We start from the raw sequence: 15,642 nt of genomic DNA on the forward strand, positions 1-15,642 counted from the left end.
GCATGATGAGTAAGCACGATGACTGCATTCGTCTTCAAGGGGTTGAAAAAACATTTCAGGGTTTAGACTCCCCCGCAGTAGAGAGCTTAACGGCCGAGATCTATGATGGCTCGGTAACGGGTTTAGTCGGCCCAGACGGTGCAGGCAAAACGACGTTAATGAGAATGCTTGCCGGTTTATTAAAACCTGATTCAGGCACAATCAGTCTAATGGGATTAGATCCGATTAAAGACAGCGTACAAGTGCATGCTAATTTAGGATATATGCCACAAAAATTTGGCCTATATGAAGATCTGACCGTCCAAGAAAATCTTGATTTATATGCTGATTTACGTGGCGTCCTCGGTGAAGAGAGAGAGAAAATTTATCGTCAGTTGCTCACCTTTACTGATTTAACAAATTTTACAGGTCGACTTGCCGGTAAATTATCCGGCGGTATGAAACAAAAGCTAGGGTTAGCTTGCACACTGATTGGCAGACCAAAGGTGCTACTTTTAGACGAGCCTGGGGTTGGGGTTGATCCCATCGCACGACGCGAATTATGGCGAATGGTACACACTTTAGCCGATGAGGGGATGCTGATCCTTTGGAGTACCTCCTATCTTGATGAGGCCCAACAGTGCAAAAATGTTTTGCTCCTTAACCAAGGCCAATTGCTTTTTTCAGGGAAACCTCAAGATCTGACCCAAACTATGGTTGGTCGCTCCTATTTATTAGATGTTCCGGCCGCCAATAAACGTACAATATTGCAAAATGCCCTCGTTCTTCCGGAAACCAGCGATGGCGTGATCCAAGGGCGTTATATCCGCTTAATATTAAAGCCTGATGCGTCTAAAACGTCGCTACTTCACCGTTTGCATATGCCTGATGGGAAGCTGATTGAGGCAGAGCCACGTTTTGAAGATGCTTTTATTGATCTCTTAGGTGGGGGGCCTTCCCATCGCTCAGAATTGGCGGCTATCATGCCGCAAATCCCTGCTAATCCAAGTGAAACCGTTATTGAAGCGCGTGATCTAACGAAAAAATTTGGTGATTTTGCCGCGACGGATAGCGTCAATTTTCAAGTAAAACGCGGTGAAATTTTTGGCTTACTCGGCCCCAATGGTGCGGGGAAGTCAACCACCTTTAAAATGATGTGTGGATTGATGAGACCAACCGAAGGTCACGCCTTAGTGTTAGGAATGGATTTAAAGACCAGCTCAGATAAAGCACGGCAACACCTCGGCTATATGGCGCAAAAATTCTCGCTCTATAGCAATTTAAAGGTTGGGCAAAATCTCAAATTCTTTTCTGGTGTTTATGGTCTGCATGGTAAGCATCAAACACATAAAATAGCTGAAATGGTTGAGGCCTTTAATTTTAAGCCAATTATTAATCAAATAACTGATTCACTCCCTCTTGGCTTTAAACAACGCCTTGCCCTTGCCTGCTCCCTTATGCATGAGCCAGATATTTTATTTCTTGATGAACCGACATCGGGGGTCGACCCTCTCACTCGACGTGAGTTTTGGCTACATATCAACGGCATGGTCGATAGAGGCGTAACCGTCATGGTGACAACTCACTTTATGGATGAAGCAGAGTATTGTGATCGCATAGGATTAGTGTATCACGGCAAGATCATTGCCGCAGGTACGCCAGATGAGCTAAAACAGCAAGTCGCTAGTGAAAGTCATCCAAATCCATCAATGGAAGATGCTTTTATTGGGTTGATACTTGATTATGATAAACAGCGGGAGGAACAATGACCGCCAACGCGTCTCATTTTTCTTGGCGTAGACTCCGTGCATTATGCATTAAAGAAAGCAAACAAATCGTACGCGATCCCAGTAGTGCATTGATTGCCGTTGTGATCCCCCTAATGCTGTTATTTATTTTTGGTTATGGGATCAATTTGGATTCCAGTCAATTACGTGTTGGCATCTTGATGGATCAACAAAGCCATGAAGCACGCCAACTCGTCGATACATTTACAGGCTCCCCTTTTATTGACGCTACGGTTAGCGATAATCGGCAACAATTAATTGCAAAAATGCAAGCGGGCAAAATTCGCGGCATTATCGTTATCCCCGTGAACTTCTCAGCCCAATTGCTACGTCCTGAAGGGCATGCCGCCATACAAGTGATTACCGACGGCAGTGAGCCTAATACTGCGAACTTTGTACAAGCCTACACCAAAGGGATCTGGTATACGTGGTTGATACAACAAGGTGAAAATCGAGGCTATCCCACAGATCCCCTCATTGAGTTAAATATGCGTTATTGGTTCAATGAAGCTGCAATTAGTCAGCATTTCATTATACCCGGTGCCATTAGTATCATAATGACGGTAGTTGGAGCTATTTTGACATCACTGGTTGTTGCTCGTGAATGGGAGCGCGGCACAATGGAAGCCCTTCTCTCGACACAGATTACACGCACCGAATTGCTTTTATCCAAATTATTACCCTATCAAGTCTTAGGCTCCTTTGTGATGATCTTGTGTATGATTGTCACGACATCACTATTAAATATACCTTATCGAGGCTCACTCTTAGTGCTGTTTTTGATCACTAGCCTCTATTTAGCGACCGCTCTCGGAATGGGGCTATTGATTTCCACCATCACTCGCAATCAATTTAATGCCGCAATGGTCGCATTAAATGCGGCATTTTTGCCAGCAATTATGCTATCAGGCTTTATTTTTGAAATCTCAAGCATGCCAATATTTGTCCAAATCGTGACTTATTTCATTCCGGCGCGCTATTTTGTCAGCAGCTTACAAACGCTATTTCTGGCAGGCGATATCTATATTGTTTTGTTCACCAATCTGCTGTTACTTATCGCCTCCGCTATTTTATTTATTGGCTTAACGGCATGGAAAACACGCCGTCGTCTTGATTGATAAGGATGAAATATGTTTTACCGCCTATATACCTTGATCATGAAAGAACTACAGACGTTATTGCAGGAAAAGCAAACGCGGCTCATTTTGCTCATGCCTGTTATTTTCCAAATGATCTTGTTTCCTTTGGCTGCAACCCTTGAGGTTACCAACACCACGATCGCCATTTTCGATCAAGATGGCGGGAAGCACTCTATCGAATTAACTCAACGATTAGCAAAAGCAGAAGCCTTTTCTCAAGTACGATTACTCAAAAATGAGCACGAGATCCGAGAAACACTGGATAACCGAGAAAGCTTATTAGTCGTACGCTTCGGGCAAAATTTTAGCGCTGACATCGATAGCCAGCACACCGCGAAGATGATGTTATTACTTGATGGACGTAACTCTAACAGCGCGCAAATTGCCGCTAACTATATTGAACAAATCGTATTGCAATATCAAAGCGAGCTAACGGCAGGCCGCCCTTTAGCCAATAATAGCGAGTTAGTGGTTCGTAACTGGTATAACCCTAATCTGGAATATAAATGGTTTATCGTGCCATCACTGGTGGCATTAATCACGACCATTGGCGTACTGATTGTCACTTCCCTGTCGATTGCCCGAGAGGCCGAACAGGGAACCCTTGACCAATTACTTGTATCGCCGCTCACGACTTGGCAAATTTTTATCGGTAAAGCCGTACCCGCATTGATTATTGCCACCGCGCAAGCGACTTTAGTCTTAGTCATTGGTATCTTCTGTTACCAAATCCCCTTTGCAGGCTCCCTCACGCTATTTTATGCAACTATGGTGGTTTATGGCCTTTCACTAGTGGGTTTTGGATTATTAATATCGGCTTTGTGTTCAACCCAACAACAAGCATTTATCGGTGTATTTGTTTTTGTGATGCCCGCTATTTTGCTCTCAGGCTATATTTCTCCCGTTGAGAATATGCCCATTTGGTTGCAAGAAATTACCTTGATCAATCCAATCCGCCATTTCACTGAAATCACCAAACAGATTTACTTAAAAGATGCTGATTTTAGTGTTATTTGGCCGAGCCTATGGCCACTGCTCGTGATATCAGTCATTACCAGTACCTTTGCTTACTACCTCTTTCGGCAGAAAACAGCGTAGCAATTACCTATTAGTCACGACTATATTTTTTACTAAACAATAAAAAACCCTTGTCTGTTTGACCATGACAAGGGTTGATATTCTTTAAAAGCTATTGTGTATCTTAAATACACAATTTATACATGATTAACGGCGGTCGCCGAAAATACGTAGCAGCATTAAGAACAGGTTGATAAAGTCCAGATACAGGTTTAATGCACCTAGGATAGCGAGTTTACGCATGCTTTCTTTATCTTCCACGTCAATTTGTGCACCCATCTCTTTCAGTTTCTGAGTATCATATGCGGTCAGGCCTGCAAAAATCAGAACACCTGCATAGGTGATCACCCAGTATAATGCTGAGCTTTTCATGAAAATATTGACAATAGAAGCGATAATTAGGCCAATAAGCGCCATAAACAGGAAGTTACCGATACCACTTAGGCTACGCTTTGTGGTGTAACCATAAACACTTAGTGCACCAAACATTGCCGCCGTGATAAAAAATGTTCCTGCTACCGATTCCATTGTATAAGCAGCTAAAACCACAGAAATTGTTAGCCCAGTAAGTACTGAGTAGAGCATAAACATGCCCGTTGCCATCATACCACTCATTCTTGGCAGTAAAAATGACAAACCAAGTACAAGTCCAAACTCAACAATGATTAAACCAAAAAACAGAACATTATTAGTCGCTATGGTATAAAATAAGCCACTATTCAGTGTGGACCAAGCAACAAAAGCAGTCAGTAACAGACCAACAGTCATCCAGCCATAAACCTGTGACATAAATGTCTGAATGCCGGCACTGCTGCGCTGGACAAGAGAATCATTACGTTGATCGAATCGATCCATGATGGTTACCCTTCATACATTAGTAAGAAACGACCACAGCAACGTGCCGTAGCCAGACAAATTCCTACAAAGTTTATCATAAATTATTGACAATACCATTCAACAAACTTAAAACCATTGATTAGAATTTATGCCATGCCGCTGCTGACGGGCGTCTAAATACGCTAAAAATTATTTTAAATATAAATGAAATTTACTGATCACCAACGGTTTGCAGAAGCTTCATCGCTCTCTTTTGCCTCGACCCAACGTTCATTATCAGGCAATGTCTCTTTCTTCCAAAATGGTGCTTTGGTTTTTAAATAGTCCATAATAAATTCAGCCGCTTGAAAAGCAGCGCCACGATGAGCACTGGTCACACCCACAAAAACAATCTCTTCGCCCGGCTGTAAAGTACCTACTCGGTGGATCACACTAACTCGCTGTAGTGCCCAGCGTTGACGCGCTTCGACCACAATAGCGGCCAGCGCTTTCTCCGTCATTCCGGGATAATGTTCTAACGTTAATGCTGCAACGCTATCGCCTAAATTATGATTTCGGACTTTGCCTGTAAACGTTACGACCGCGCCATCGCTATCACATTCAGCAAGCCATTGATACTGCTCGCCTACACTAAAATTTTCTGTTTGTACCGCAATATGCGTATTTTCCATCTTAGCCCCCGGTCACCGGTGGGAAAAAGGCCACTTCGTCGCCATCTTCCAATGGATGATCTGTTGCTACAAAAGATTGGTTAACTGCCGCTAACAACTTGCCATCTTCTAAAGCTAAAGCCCACCGGTCACCACGTTGTGCCAATGCTTGACGCAATGCTTCAACATTTGAGTAATGTTCTGATAATTCGAGACGAGCTGTTCCCACCAATTCACGTACTTGAGCAAAAAAAAGTACCGTAATCATGCGTCCACCTTAAAATGACCAGATTTGCCACCTGTTTTTTCTAATAAGCGAACAGGTCCAATTACCATATCTTTTTGCACCGCTTTACACATATCATAAATGGTTAAAGCAGCTACTGAAGCGGCAGTTAATGCTTCCATTTCAACCCCTGTTTTTCCTGTCAATCGACAGCAGGACTCAATACGGACTTGATTTTGCTCCGGCAATGCTTGCAACGTCACTTCAACTTTTGTTAGCAGCAACGGATGACATAACGGGATCAGCTCCCATGTTTTTTTCGCTGCTTGAATACCAGCAATACGTGCGGTCGCAAATACATCGCCTTTATGATGGCTCCCCTCAACAATCATCGCTAAGGTCTCTTTATTCATCGTGACAAATGCTTCGGCTCTCGCTTCACGGACTGTTTCAGCTTTTGCAGAAACATCCACCATATGCGCTTCACCCGACGCATTAATATGAGTCAGTTGGGACATATTTTCTCCTGAAAAATCAAAAATTCATTAACCGCCAATAACGGATAAATTCGGGGTGATGCCACTGTCGCCCATATGTAAAAAGTGCGTCTCTCGCTTAAATTGTAGACCACTTTGGATACGTGCTTTTAATGCTTCGTTTTGATTATCGTCACTTAACAAGTCACGTAGTGGGATACCATTTTCACCGAATAGACACAGATGAAGATTCCCCAAAGAAGAAACGCGTAGTCGGTTACAACTTTGGCAGAAATCTTTTTCATAAGGCATGATAAGACCAATTTCCCCTTGGTAATCAGGGTGGCTAAAGACTTGGGCGGGGCCATCGCTACGAGAGCGTGGCACACTGTACCACCCCTCTTCAATAAGACGGTCGCGGATCGTTTCTCCCGAAATATGGAAACGATTAAAAAGGTCACTCCCTTCCCCCGTTTCCATTAATTCGATAAAGCGGAGTTGGATTGGACGATGTTTGATCCAATTTAAAAAGGATTTTAAAGCAATATCATTGACGTTTTTCATCAATACTGCGTTGACTTTGACCTTGTCGAATCCCGCTTCAAAGGCAGCATCAATGCCTTGCATCACTTGATAAAACTTGTCTTGCCCAGTAATTGCCGCAAATTGACGCGGGTCTAGGCTATCAACACTGACATTAATCGCTCCGAGTCCCGCCTCTTTCCATTTTTGTACATCACGAGCCATACGATAACCATTTGTCGTCACCGCAATTTTTTTGATCGCTTGATTTTCATGGATAGCGGCAATGATATCGGTAAAATCTTTACGCATGGTCGGCTCGCCGCCTGTGATGCGTACCTTTTCTGTGCCCAATTCTGCGAAAGCACGGCTAATGCGCTGAATTTCACTCAGTGAAAGGAATTCGTGACGACCACTTGGTTTATAACCATCGGGAAGGCAGTATGTGCAACGAAAGTTGCAAACATCTGTAATAGATAAACGGAGATAATAAAATTTCCGAGCAAATTGATCGACAAGCTGCTGCATAATGACACCTTTCCAAATACGGGAGATGCAGACATTTCTATCTTGCACCCTGGTGGCTCAGAGGCCACGGCCAAAGCATCATATTCGTTATCGCGAACTTAGACACAAAGGCTAGGAGTGATATTTATCAACAAGCCCACAAAGCCAGCATAGGTTAACAATCAAATTGCTCACTTTGTTCACTTAGTTTATGTGGGGATTTTAGCGTAAAAGAAAGGAAAAAGCGAATTTGAATTTCGGTATATAATATATTATACAACGACTTAGGGTTTAGTTATGCATTTGTTAATTCAGTATAAATTTAATGTTCTAATTTGTATTATGTCACCTATTAAACCCAATATTAAGCGCATGTACAAAAAACATCCAGCCCCTATTTTTAATCGTTAATTAAGAGCAATCTTAGATTAGGTTTGCCCCAAATTTTGATCTTTTTTGGATAGTAAAAAACAGCCCTATGAGATAATTGCTGTTTAAACTGCCATCATTTTCAATTTTTATCTGTCAATGATGACGGTAAATGACCCCCAAACGGTGTTTTATGATAAATTAGCGCCGTTTTGTGATAGACGTGATAATCGCGTTTTAAATTGCATTTAACTGGCAATAACACTGTATAATAGCCTTGGCGCTGAAAAAATAACTGATATAGGAACACTATGCCGAATAGTAGTTTGACTGATTTTAGGCATGTTGTCGCCCTTGGCGGCGGACATGGGCTTGGTCGCGTAATGTCTTCGCTTTCCTCTTTAGGCTCTCGATTAACTGGAATTGTCACCACGACGGATAATGGTGGTTCTACTGGTCGTATTCGTCGAGCGGAAGGTGGGATTGCTTGGGGAGATATGCGCAACTGCCTCAATCAATTAATTACTGAGCCATCAATCGCATCGGCGATGTTTGAATACCGTTTTAGTGGCAACGGCGAACTTTCAGGCCATAATTTAGGTAATCTGATGCTAAAGTCATTAGATCACCTCAGTGTACGCCCTCTTGATGCCATTAATTTGATCCGCAATATGCTCAAAGTGGATGCCAAACTCATTCCTATGTCAGAATCTCCCGTCGACTTAATGGCGATTGATGAGATGGGTAATGAAGTGTATGGCGAGGTCAATGTTGATGCTCTGATTGAATTACCGAAAGAGTTACGACTCTACCCAACCGTAAAAGCCACAGCAGAAGCGATTGAAGCAATTCATCAAGCGGATTTAATTTTAATTGGCCCGGGTAGTTTCTTCACCAGCCTGATGCCACTGCTACTGTTGGAAGATATCACGGATGCTTTGCGCGAATGTAAAGCCCCGATGATCTATATCGGTAACCTAGGTAAAGAGCTAAGTACATCCGCAGCTAGCCTCACGTTACAAGAAAAGTTAACCATGATGGAGCAGCATATCGGCTGCAAAAAAATTGATGCCGTGATTGTTGGCCCTAGAACGAATATCGCGCCTATTCGCCATGAGCGGTTAGTCACTCAACGGGTGTTAGAGGCCGATGATATTCCTTATCGTCATGACCGTAAGCTACTCTTGCAAGCTATCGAAGAAACCGTGCGTTTGTTTTAAACCACCACGGGATATCACCACCAATCACGCCAAAGGTTAACAGCAAAAACTCATAGAGCCGTTAACCTTTGTAGCATCATGAATTAGCAATAAAACGCTCCCTTAGCTCTTGCAATTGATCCCTTACATTTGCCGCCGCTTCAAACTCTAAATCCTGAGCATGTTTATACATCTGCGCTTCAAGTTGCGAAATACGTTGCTCCAACTCTTTTGTTGATAATAATTGAATATCTTCACGTTTATCGATTTTGGCACTCTCTTTATTGCGACCTTTCGATTTGCCACCCACTTTGTGACCAATTTGCAAGATATCGCCAATTTTTTTGTTCAGGCCTTGCGGCACAATACCGTGTTGCTCATTAAAGGCTATCTGCTTAGCACGGCGGCGTTCCGTTTCTTTGATGGCCTTTTCCATTGAATTGGTGATTCTATCGCCATATAAAATTGCTTTACCATTAAGGTTACGCGCCGCACGACCAATTGTCTGAATGAGTGAACGTTCAGAGCGTAAAAAGCCTTCTTTATCGGCATCGAGAATAGCCACCAATGACACTTCTGGCATATCGAGACCCTCTCTCAGCAAGTTGATCCCCACCAGCACATCAAACTCACCTAAACGTAGGTCACGAATGATTTCAACCCGTTCTACCGTATCAATATCAGAGTGTAAATAACGAACCCGTTCACCATGCTCTTCAAGGTATTCCGTTAAATCTTCTGCCATTCGTTTTGTTAACGTTGTCACCAACACACGCTCGTTTTTCTGCGAACGAATACGAATTTCAGAAAGCAAATCATCAACTTGAGTGGCAACAGGCCGCACTTCAATCACAGGATCTAGCAAGCCTGTTGGTCGCACAACCTGCTCTATCACCTCTGAACCTGATTTTTCTATTTCATAATTACCCGGCGTCGCGGAAACATAGATAGTTTGTGGCGCAAGCGCCTCAAACTCTTCAAAACGTAATGGTCGATTATCAAGCGCAGACGGTAAACGGAATCCATACTCTACCAGTGTTTCTTTACGAGAGCGGTCACCTTTATACATCGCTCCGATCTGCGGGATAGTAACGTGCGACTCATCCACCACCAATAAACCATCAGCAGGTAGGTAATCAAACAGCGTCGGTGGCGGCTCTCCTGGCGCGCGACCAGACAAATAACGTGAATAGTTCTCAATACCTGAGCAATAACCCAGCTCATTCATCATTTCGAGATCAAATTGAGTACGTTGGGTGATACGTTGTTCTTCTAGCAATTTATTATTTTCGAGGAGCACCTTACGCCTATCCGCCAGTTCAACCTTAATTTGTTCCATCGCTTCTAAGATCCGCTCTCTCGGCGTCACATAGTGGGTTTTCGGATAAACTGTAAAGCGAGGAACACGATGCTGAATTTGCCCCGTTAATGGGTCGAACAAAGACAACCGTTCCACTTCTTCATCAAATAATTCGACACGTAACGCATATTCATCTGATTCTGCGGGGAAAATATCAATCACCTCGCCCCGTACGCGGAACGTACCTCGGGTAAAAGCTTGGTCGTTACGTGTATATTGCAGATCGGCTAAGCGCCGCAAAATAGCCCGCTGATCGATAATCATCCCATCGGTCAAATGCAGCATCATTTTTAAATAGCTATCAGGATCACCAAGACCATAAATAGCCGAAACAGAAGCCACAACTATCACATCACGCCGTTCAAGTAGTGCTTTTGTCGCTGACAGACGCATTTGCTCAATATGCTCGTTAACAGACGCATCTTTTTCGATAAAGGTATCTGAACTAGGCACATAGGCTTCTGGCTGATAATAATCATAATAAGAGACAAAGTATTCAACGGCATTGTCAGGGAAGAAGGCTTTCATCTCACTGTACAATTGTGCTGCCAACGTCTTATTGTGTGCCATTAACATGGTTGGGCGATTTTCTTTGGCGATGACATTGGCAATCGTAAAGGTTTTACCTGAGCCTGTTACCCCGAGTAAGGTTTGATGAGCAAGTCCATCTTCTAACCCTTCAGAAAGCTGACGAATTGCCTCGGGTTGATCCCCTCCAGGCTGAAAATCAGAATACAATTTAAATACTTTACTCATTACCCACGCCTCTTAACCGATCTCCCCCCTATGATACTGGATAAAAAACCAGCTTCAAGTGCTAAGTTTAAAAATTCTCCAGCAATTTTTTATTGTGGTTAAAACAAGGTTATCCCCAAAAATTTTTCTTGACCTAAAGTGATTTATATATTTTATGCTGATGCGACTTCTAGTCTTATCTCAAATAACAACCCATGTCTTGATTTTATTTAACTTATTGTATTTTAAAATTATTATTTATAAGTCTGAAATCACATCAAATAAAGGCAAAGCCGCTTGTCACCTTGGATTCGGTTGTTTTTTTAGATCTAATTCACAAGGTTATCCACAGAAATAGTGGATAACTCTGCAATCCCTTTCAGATAGTGCGTTTCCGTTCCACTCTAAAAACCACATAGCGCATATACATGACAAAAAAATGGCAATTCAGTGAAAATATTTTTACTCAGAATTTATCATAAAAACAGTATTTACTCTTTTTTAACGGATCCGAGTTGACAAAAATGACGGATTAACGATCCAAAATAGCCTTTTACACAGAATAAACAGGAACATAAAAAATTATCTAGTAAGATCCACTAGATAGGCACACTTATCCGATCATAAATAACCAAACATTACACTCAATGTACCATGACTACGCCATCGTCCTTATCATTCGGTGTTAAAGGATATTTTTGCTGTTTAACAACGCTCAAGTTATAGCATCTACTTCAGGATATAAGATTATTGAATGCGCTCAGCTAGCCGAGTCTGATAGTTATCGATACTCCCTACCTATCTCCGTTTATTACCTACCTGAATATTGAATTATTTAGAATATAAAAATTTAATATAGGGGCTTTACACACAAGCCCCTAATTAAGCCAAGTCGCCATGAAAAATGGGAAGGATGGCGTGAACTTGATGAATCAAGACATGTCATTTTATCGCTTGATAATTCAACGGAAGAGATAGGCGCTGGGCTACGTTTAGCGTTGAGCCGTTGTACAACAAAAGAGTTTTCGTTCAATACACCAGAGAGCGTGTTTATATTGAAAAACAAGCTCTCTGATAAAATAGACAATTAACCACTAAAAAATTAAATCGCTGTCACATCAACATACTGCCCTACATCGGCAAATTGTTCGGCATCTTGATGAGGAATGATACCAAGGCAAGGCGCATTGATCGAACGGTGCAATGTCTCTAAATATTCGGCCTGATAGGTTCCTGCTGGCTCGACTTCATTCGCCACCCACCCCACCAATTTTAGCCCTGATTGGTTAATCGCTTGTGCGGTTAATAAGGCATGATTAATACAACCCAGTTTGATGCCAACCACCATAATCACTGGCAATTGTTGCTCAACCACCCAATCTGCATAACTGTGTTGTGCTGATAATGGCGTATACCAGCCGCCAGCACCTTCAACCAACACCCACTGCGCTTTTGACTGCAAATGTTTTAATCCGTTTGTCATCACTGAAAAATCAATTGGCAACCCAACTTTTTCGCTAATAATATGTGGAGATGTTGGCGCTTCGAATACAATTGGATTCACTTCTTGGTAAGTTAACGGCAATGTGCTGTTTGTTTGTAAAAAAAGTGCATCACTGTTACGTAGCCCTTGTGCTGTTTGTTCGCTGCCTGAAGCAACCGGTTTATACCCCGCGGTTTGATAACCCAATTGTTTAGCCGCTTGCAGTAATGCGCAACTGACTACTGTTTTACCGACCTCAGTATCAGTGCCGGTCACAAAATAAGTTTTAGTCACGATAAATTATTCCAAATACAGTTTGATAAGTGAGCTCAAGACCGTTTGCTGACGTGGGATAAGCGCTCTCAAGTAGATGTAATCGCTGCCTTGTCATCAATCCACCACGCCGTCCTGCGGTGAGATGGGTCGCGCCAATGCCTTTCAATGAATTCAATAATCGAGCTAAATCCGGAAAATGTAGTGTATCGGTCTGAAGCAGCAATTGATGCTGCCATGGTTGGCAACTCGCGCTTATCTGTTCAAAACTTAAAAATTCATTCACATGCGAATAGCCATCTAACCTAGCCCAAGCTTGCGATAGCTCCGATAGAGAGCCTTTAGCAAGCGTGGTAAATACAATCACCCCACCATTTTTAGTCACTCGATGTAGTTCAGTCAGGGCCAGTGATAAGTCAGAGCACCATTGGATAGCCAAATTAGAAAAAACCACATTAAAAGTTTGGTCGGCAAAAGGCAGTGCTTCCATATCCGCACAGATATACTGTTCAGCCGCATTTTTTTGACGTGCAACCTCCAACATGCCGGACGATAAATCTAATGCGGTCACTTCAGCCCCTTGTGCTTTAATTATTTGGCTGAAAAAACCAGTGCCACAGCCAACATCAATCACTTTTTTAGCCGGTAAATTGACCCGTGCTGAAGCTAATAAATCCAGCAGTTGATGACCACTATTTTGTTGATAATAAGCTATCGAATCATAGCGTTTTGCTGCTTTACCAAAAGCCGAAGCGATTTTTTGTTTTTCATCACTTAATGGTAAAACCATTTAACGCCTCCAACAGTTGATCGATATCTTGTTGGTGATGAGCTGCACTCAAGGTAATGCGTAGCCGTGCACTGCCTGGTGGGACAGTCGGTGGACGTATCGCTTGTACCCATAGCCCTTTTTGTCGTAAATAATCAGAAAGCTGTAAGCTCACCTCATTATCACCCACAATGACGGGTTGAATTGCCATCTGTGAATCAGCTAATTGCAGATCACTAAATTGACTATTTTTTCTGAAATATTCAATATGTTGATTAAGCCGTTCCCTTGCATCATCGGCTGTACGGATCTGCTGTAATGTTGCTGATAGCGCAACTGCCTGAGCTGGTGGCATTGAGGTACTATAAATAAGGTGGCGAGCCGCTTGAATAAAGTAATCTGCGGTTGCTTCATCACACAGAACGGCAGCGCCACTCAAACCAAATGCTTTACCGAAGGTGACAATCAGTAATTCAGGTTTAATACCATGCACATCACAACTACCACGCCCTTCTCGCCCTCTTACGCCAATACCATGGGCATCATCGACCATTAACCAAGCGTGATGTTGTTCCGCGAGCTGTTTTAATTCCGCTAAAGGCGCACTGTCACCATCCATGCTAAACACCCCTTCACTAATCACGAGTGTCTTTACATCTAAAGTGCTGGTGAGCAATTTTTGTAATGATGCAGGGCTATTGTGAGCAAATCGCCGTAAATTAGCTTTTGAAAGCATTGATGCCTCTAAAATCGAAGCATGACTAAGTTTATCGGCTAAAATGCGATCCCCTTGCCCCATTAAAGCGGTGATCACCGCTTGATTCGCCGCAAAACCAGAAATAAATAATAGTGCCCTTGGATATCCCAACCATGCAGATAGCGCGTTTTCCAAATCATAATGGGCGCGAGTAAAACCAGTAATGTGCCCTGAACCGCCACTGCCGGTGCCATATAATGTGGCGCCTTGCTGCCAAGCCTCGACGACCTTGGGGTGATGGCTTAACCCTAAGTAATCATTTCCTGAAAAATTCAGGTAATTTTCCCCGTTAATTCGCAACTCACGACCTGTGCTGTAATCAATACAGGTTCTTTTACGCCAAGCCGCATTTTGTTTACGCTGCTCGAGTTGCGCTTGAATAAATGTTTGCCAACTCATTAGACAGCCGCGTTATAGAACTGTGAATTATCGGCTGTCAAAATAGACTCCGCTAATTGTGCCGCTTGTTGATTATCCCCTTCGCTCACTTCAATACGCTCTGGGTTAATATTCAATTTTTTAAACAAGGAGATATCTTTATTTTCATTCGGATTAGGAGCGGTTAACAGCTTACAACCATAAAATACGGAATTAGCGCCTGCCATAAAACAGAGTGCTTGGGTTTGCTCGTTCATATATTCGCGACCCGCCGATAAACGGACGTAAGAGGTCGGCATCATAATACGTGCTACTGCAATAGTTCGAATGAAATCAAAAGGATCGACATCTTCATTATCCGCCATCGGGGTGCCTTCCATTTTCATCAGCATATTGATCGGTACACTTTCTGGCGGTTTAGGTAAATTCGCAAGTTGAACCAACAGCGCTGCTCGATCGCTGATTTTTTCCCCTAAACCAAGAATCCCTCCAGAGCACACTTTGATACCCGCATTACGTACATTATCCAATGTGTCTAAGCGGTCTTGATAAGTTCTGGTGGTAATGATGTTGCCATAGTATTCAGGGGAGGTATCAAGATTATGGTTGTAGTAATCAAGCCCCGCTTCGGCAAGGCGCTGAGCTTGGCTATCGTCAATCATTCCCAGTGTCATGCAGGTTTCCATGCCTAGCGATTTCACCTCTCGCACCATCATTTCGAGATAAGGCATATCGCGCTCACGAGGATTACGCCAAGCGGCTCCCATACAAAAACGCGTTGAGCCTGCTTGCTTCGCTTTTTTTGCAGATTCAAGAACTTGCTGAACTTCCATTAAACGTTCGGTTTCTAATCCGGTTTTATAACGAGCACTTTGTGCACAATATTTGCAATCTTCTGGGCATGCCCCTGTTTTGATTGAAAGCAAGGTGCTGACCTGTACTTGCTGTGGGTCAAAATGCTGTCGATGAACTTGCTGAGCTTGGAACAAAAGCTCAAAGAAAGGCATAGAGAACAATTCATTAGCCTGTTTAGTTGTCCACTTTTTTAATTCGCTCACGGCAGATCTCCATCATAAAAAGTCGTTGCCAGTTTAAATATTGTGGTTATCATGTCAACCA

At 42.8% G+C, this 15,642-nt stretch carries 14 protein-coding genes, 1 pseudogene and 1 riboswitch; of the genes and pseudogenes, 5 read left to right on the plus strand and 10 right to left on the minus strand.

The genetic code is table 11. The annotated features are described in order from the left end of the window. Positions 1 to 5: 5 nt before the first annotated feature. The 3 genes from M1E93_RS14105 to M1E93_RS14115 are packed head-to-tail and all read left to right on the plus strand — an operon-like array spanning position 6 to position 4,003. Positions 6 to 1,748: an ATP-binding cassette domain-containing protein gene (locus M1E93_RS14105; RefSeq protein ID WP_426206997.1), complete on the plus strand. Its 1,743-nt coding sequence runs from the start codon at positions 6 to 8 to the stop codon at positions 1,746 to 1,748. Beyond that, complete coding sequence (locus M1E93_RS14110) at positions 1,745 to 2,884, plus strand: ABC transporter permease (protein WP_004917851.1); 1,140 nt, start codon at positions 1,745 to 1,747, stop codon at positions 2,882 to 2,884. Before M1E93_RS14105 ends, M1E93_RS14110 begins: the two co-directional genes overlap by 4 nt. A gap of 12 nt (positions 2,885 to 2,896) precedes the next feature. Further along, positions 2,897 to 4,003 carry an ABC transporter permease gene (locus M1E93_RS14115; RefSeq protein ID WP_104873342.1) on the plus strand — a complete coding sequence of 369 codons (1,107 nt, stop codon included), beginning with the start codon at positions 2,897 to 2,899 and terminating at the stop codon, positions 4,001 to 4,003. Positions 4,004 to 4,129: 126 nt separating this feature from the next. On the opposite strand, the gene M1E93_RS14120 is transcribed toward M1E93_RS14115, so the two are convergent. The 5 genes from M1E93_RS14120 to moaA all read right to left on the minus strand — a co-directional run bounded on the left by M1E93_RS14120 (position 4,130) and on the right by moaA (position 7,221). Next, complete coding sequence (locus tag M1E93_RS14120; protein WP_004917846.1) at positions 4,130 to 4,837, minus strand: Bax inhibitor-1/YccA family protein; 708 nt, start codon at positions 4,835 to 4,837, stop codon at positions 4,130 to 4,132. Positions 4,838 to 5,037: 200 nt separating this feature from the next. Continuing rightward, positions 5,038 to 5,490, minus strand: coding sequence for a molybdopterin synthase catalytic subunit MoaE (moaE, locus tag M1E93_RS14125; RefSeq protein ID WP_004917845.1), 453 nt, complete (start codon positions 5,488 to 5,490; stop codon positions 5,038 to 5,040). A 1-nt stretch (position 5,491) separates the two neighbouring features. Further along, entirely contained in the window at positions 5,492 to 5,737 is a 246-nt protein-coding gene (moaD, locus tag M1E93_RS14130; protein WP_004917843.1) for a molybdopterin synthase sulfur carrier subunit, read from the minus strand. Further along, complete coding sequence (gene moaC, locus M1E93_RS14135; RefSeq protein ID WP_004917841.1) at positions 5,734 to 6,213, minus strand: cyclic pyranopterin monophosphate synthase MoaC; 480 nt, start codon at positions 6,211 to 6,213, stop codon at positions 5,734 to 5,736. Before moaC ends, moaD begins: the two co-directional genes overlap by 4 nt. Positions 6,214 to 6,240: 27 nt before the next feature. Beyond that, positions 6,241 to 7,221: a GTP 3',8-cyclase MoaA gene (gene moaA / locus M1E93_RS14140; protein WP_014657771.1), complete on the minus strand. Its 981-nt coding sequence runs from the start codon at positions 7,219 to 7,221 to the stop codon at positions 6,241 to 6,243. Continuing rightward, positions 7,211 to 7,351: riboswitch (molybdenum cofactor riboswitch) on the minus strand. (Overlaps the previous gene by 11 nt.) A 529-nt stretch (positions 7,352 to 7,880) precedes the next feature. On the opposite strand from moaA, the gene yvcK reads away from it, so the two are divergent. After that, entirely contained in the window at positions 7,881 to 8,789 is a 909-nt protein-coding gene (yvcK, locus tag M1E93_RS14145; protein WP_004917836.1) for a uridine diphosphate-N-acetylglucosamine-binding protein YvcK, read from the plus strand. Positions 8,790 to 8,865: 76 nt separating this feature from the next. On the opposite strand, the gene uvrB is transcribed toward yvcK, so the two are convergent. Next, positions 8,866 to 10,884 carry an excinuclease ABC subunit UvrB gene (gene uvrB, locus M1E93_RS14150; protein ID WP_004917833.1) on the minus strand — a complete coding sequence of 673 codons (2,019 nt, stop codon included), beginning with the start codon at positions 10,882 to 10,884 and terminating at the stop codon, positions 8,866 to 8,868. An 860-nt stretch (positions 10,885 to 11,744) separates the two neighbouring features. Between uvrB and M1E93_RS14155 the strand changes: the two are divergent. Further along, positions 11,745 to 11,873, plus strand: a pseudogene (locus tag M1E93_RS14155) (contact-dependent growth inhibition system immunity protein); the annotation flags it as partial. Between the two features lie 92 nt (positions 11,874 to 11,965). On the opposite strand, the gene bioD reads toward M1E93_RS14155, so the two are convergent. The 4 genes from bioD to bioB are packed head-to-tail and all read right to left on the minus strand — an operon-like array spanning position 11,966 to position 15,581. Beyond that, a complete protein-coding gene (bioD, locus tag M1E93_RS14160; protein WP_014657770.1) occupies positions 11,966 to 12,640 on the minus strand; it encodes a dethiobiotin synthase in 675 nt (224 codons plus the stop codon). Continuing rightward, positions 12,633 to 13,409, minus strand: coding sequence for a malonyl-ACP O-methyltransferase BioC (bioC, locus tag M1E93_RS14165; protein WP_071881678.1), 777 nt, complete (start codon positions 13,407 to 13,409; stop codon positions 12,633 to 12,635). The genes bioD and bioC overlap by 8 nt, the downstream gene beginning before the upstream one ends. Beyond that, positions 13,390 to 14,544, minus strand: a complete 1,155-nt coding sequence (gene bioF / locus M1E93_RS14170; protein ID WP_040132925.1) for an 8-amino-7-oxononanoate synthase — start codon at positions 14,542 to 14,544, stop codon at positions 13,390 to 13,392. The genes bioC and bioF overlap by 20 nt, the downstream gene beginning before the upstream one ends. Beyond that, positions 14,544 to 15,581, minus strand: a complete 1,038-nt coding sequence (bioB, locus tag M1E93_RS14175; RefSeq protein WP_004917825.1) for a biotin synthase BioB — start codon at positions 15,579 to 15,581, stop codon at positions 14,544 to 14,546. The genes bioF and bioB overlap by 1 nt, the downstream gene beginning before the upstream one ends. Between the last annotated feature and the right edge of the window lie 61 nt (positions 15,582 to 15,642).

The sequence above is a fragment of the Providencia sp. PROV272 genome (genome assembly GCF_049901975.1).
Taxonomy (GTDB): Bacteria; Pseudomonadota; Gammaproteobacteria; order Enterobacterales; family Enterobacteriaceae; genus Providencia; species Providencia stuartii.

What these genes read in the sequence shown, in the direction of transcription:
- M1E93_RS14105 (WP_426206997.1), top strand. Translation starts at nt 6, where the DNA reads ATGAGTAAGCACGATGACTGCATTCGTCTTCAAGGGGTTGAAAAAACA.
- M1E93_RS14110 (WP_004917851.1), top strand. Translation starts at nt 1,745, where the DNA reads ATGACCGCCAACGCGTCTCATTTTTCTTGGCGTAGACTCCGTGCATTA.
- M1E93_RS14115 (WP_104873342.1), top strand. Translation starts at nt 2,897, where the DNA reads ATGTTTTACCGCCTATATACCTTGATCATGAAAGAACTACAGACGTTA.
- M1E93_RS14120 (WP_004917846.1), bottom strand. Translation starts at nt 4,837, where the DNA reads ATGGATCGATTCGATCAACGTAATGATTCTCTTGTCCAGCGCAGCAGT.
- moaE (WP_004917845.1), bottom strand. Translation starts at nt 5,490, where the DNA reads ATGGAAAATACGCATATTGCGGTACAAACAGAAAATTTTAGTGTAGGC.
- moaD (WP_004917843.1), bottom strand. Translation starts at nt 5,737, where the DNA reads ATGATTACGGTACTTTTTTTTGCTCAAGTACGTGAATTGGTGGGAACA.
- moaC (WP_004917841.1), bottom strand. Translation starts at nt 6,213, where the DNA reads ATGTCCCAACTGACTCATATTAATGCGTCGGGTGAAGCGCATATGGTG.
- moaA (WP_014657771.1), bottom strand. Translation starts at nt 7,221, where the DNA reads ATGCAGCAGCTTGTCGATCAATTTGCTCGGAAATTTTATTATCTCCGT.
- yvcK (WP_004917836.1), top strand. Translation starts at nt 7,881, where the DNA reads ATGCCGAATAGTAGTTTGACTGATTTTAGGCATGTTGTCGCCCTTGGC.
- uvrB (WP_004917833.1), bottom strand. Translation starts at nt 10,884, where the DNA reads ATGAGTAAAGTATTTAAATTGTATTCTGATTTTCAGCCTGGAGGGGAT.
- bioC (WP_071881678.1), bottom strand. Translation starts at nt 13,409, where the DNA reads ATGGTTTTACCATTAAGTGATGAAAAACAAAAAATCGCTTCGGCTTTT.
- bioF (WP_040132925.1), bottom strand. Translation starts at nt 14,544, where the DNA reads ATGAGTTGGCAAACATTTATTCAAGCGCAACTCGAGCAGCGTAAACAA.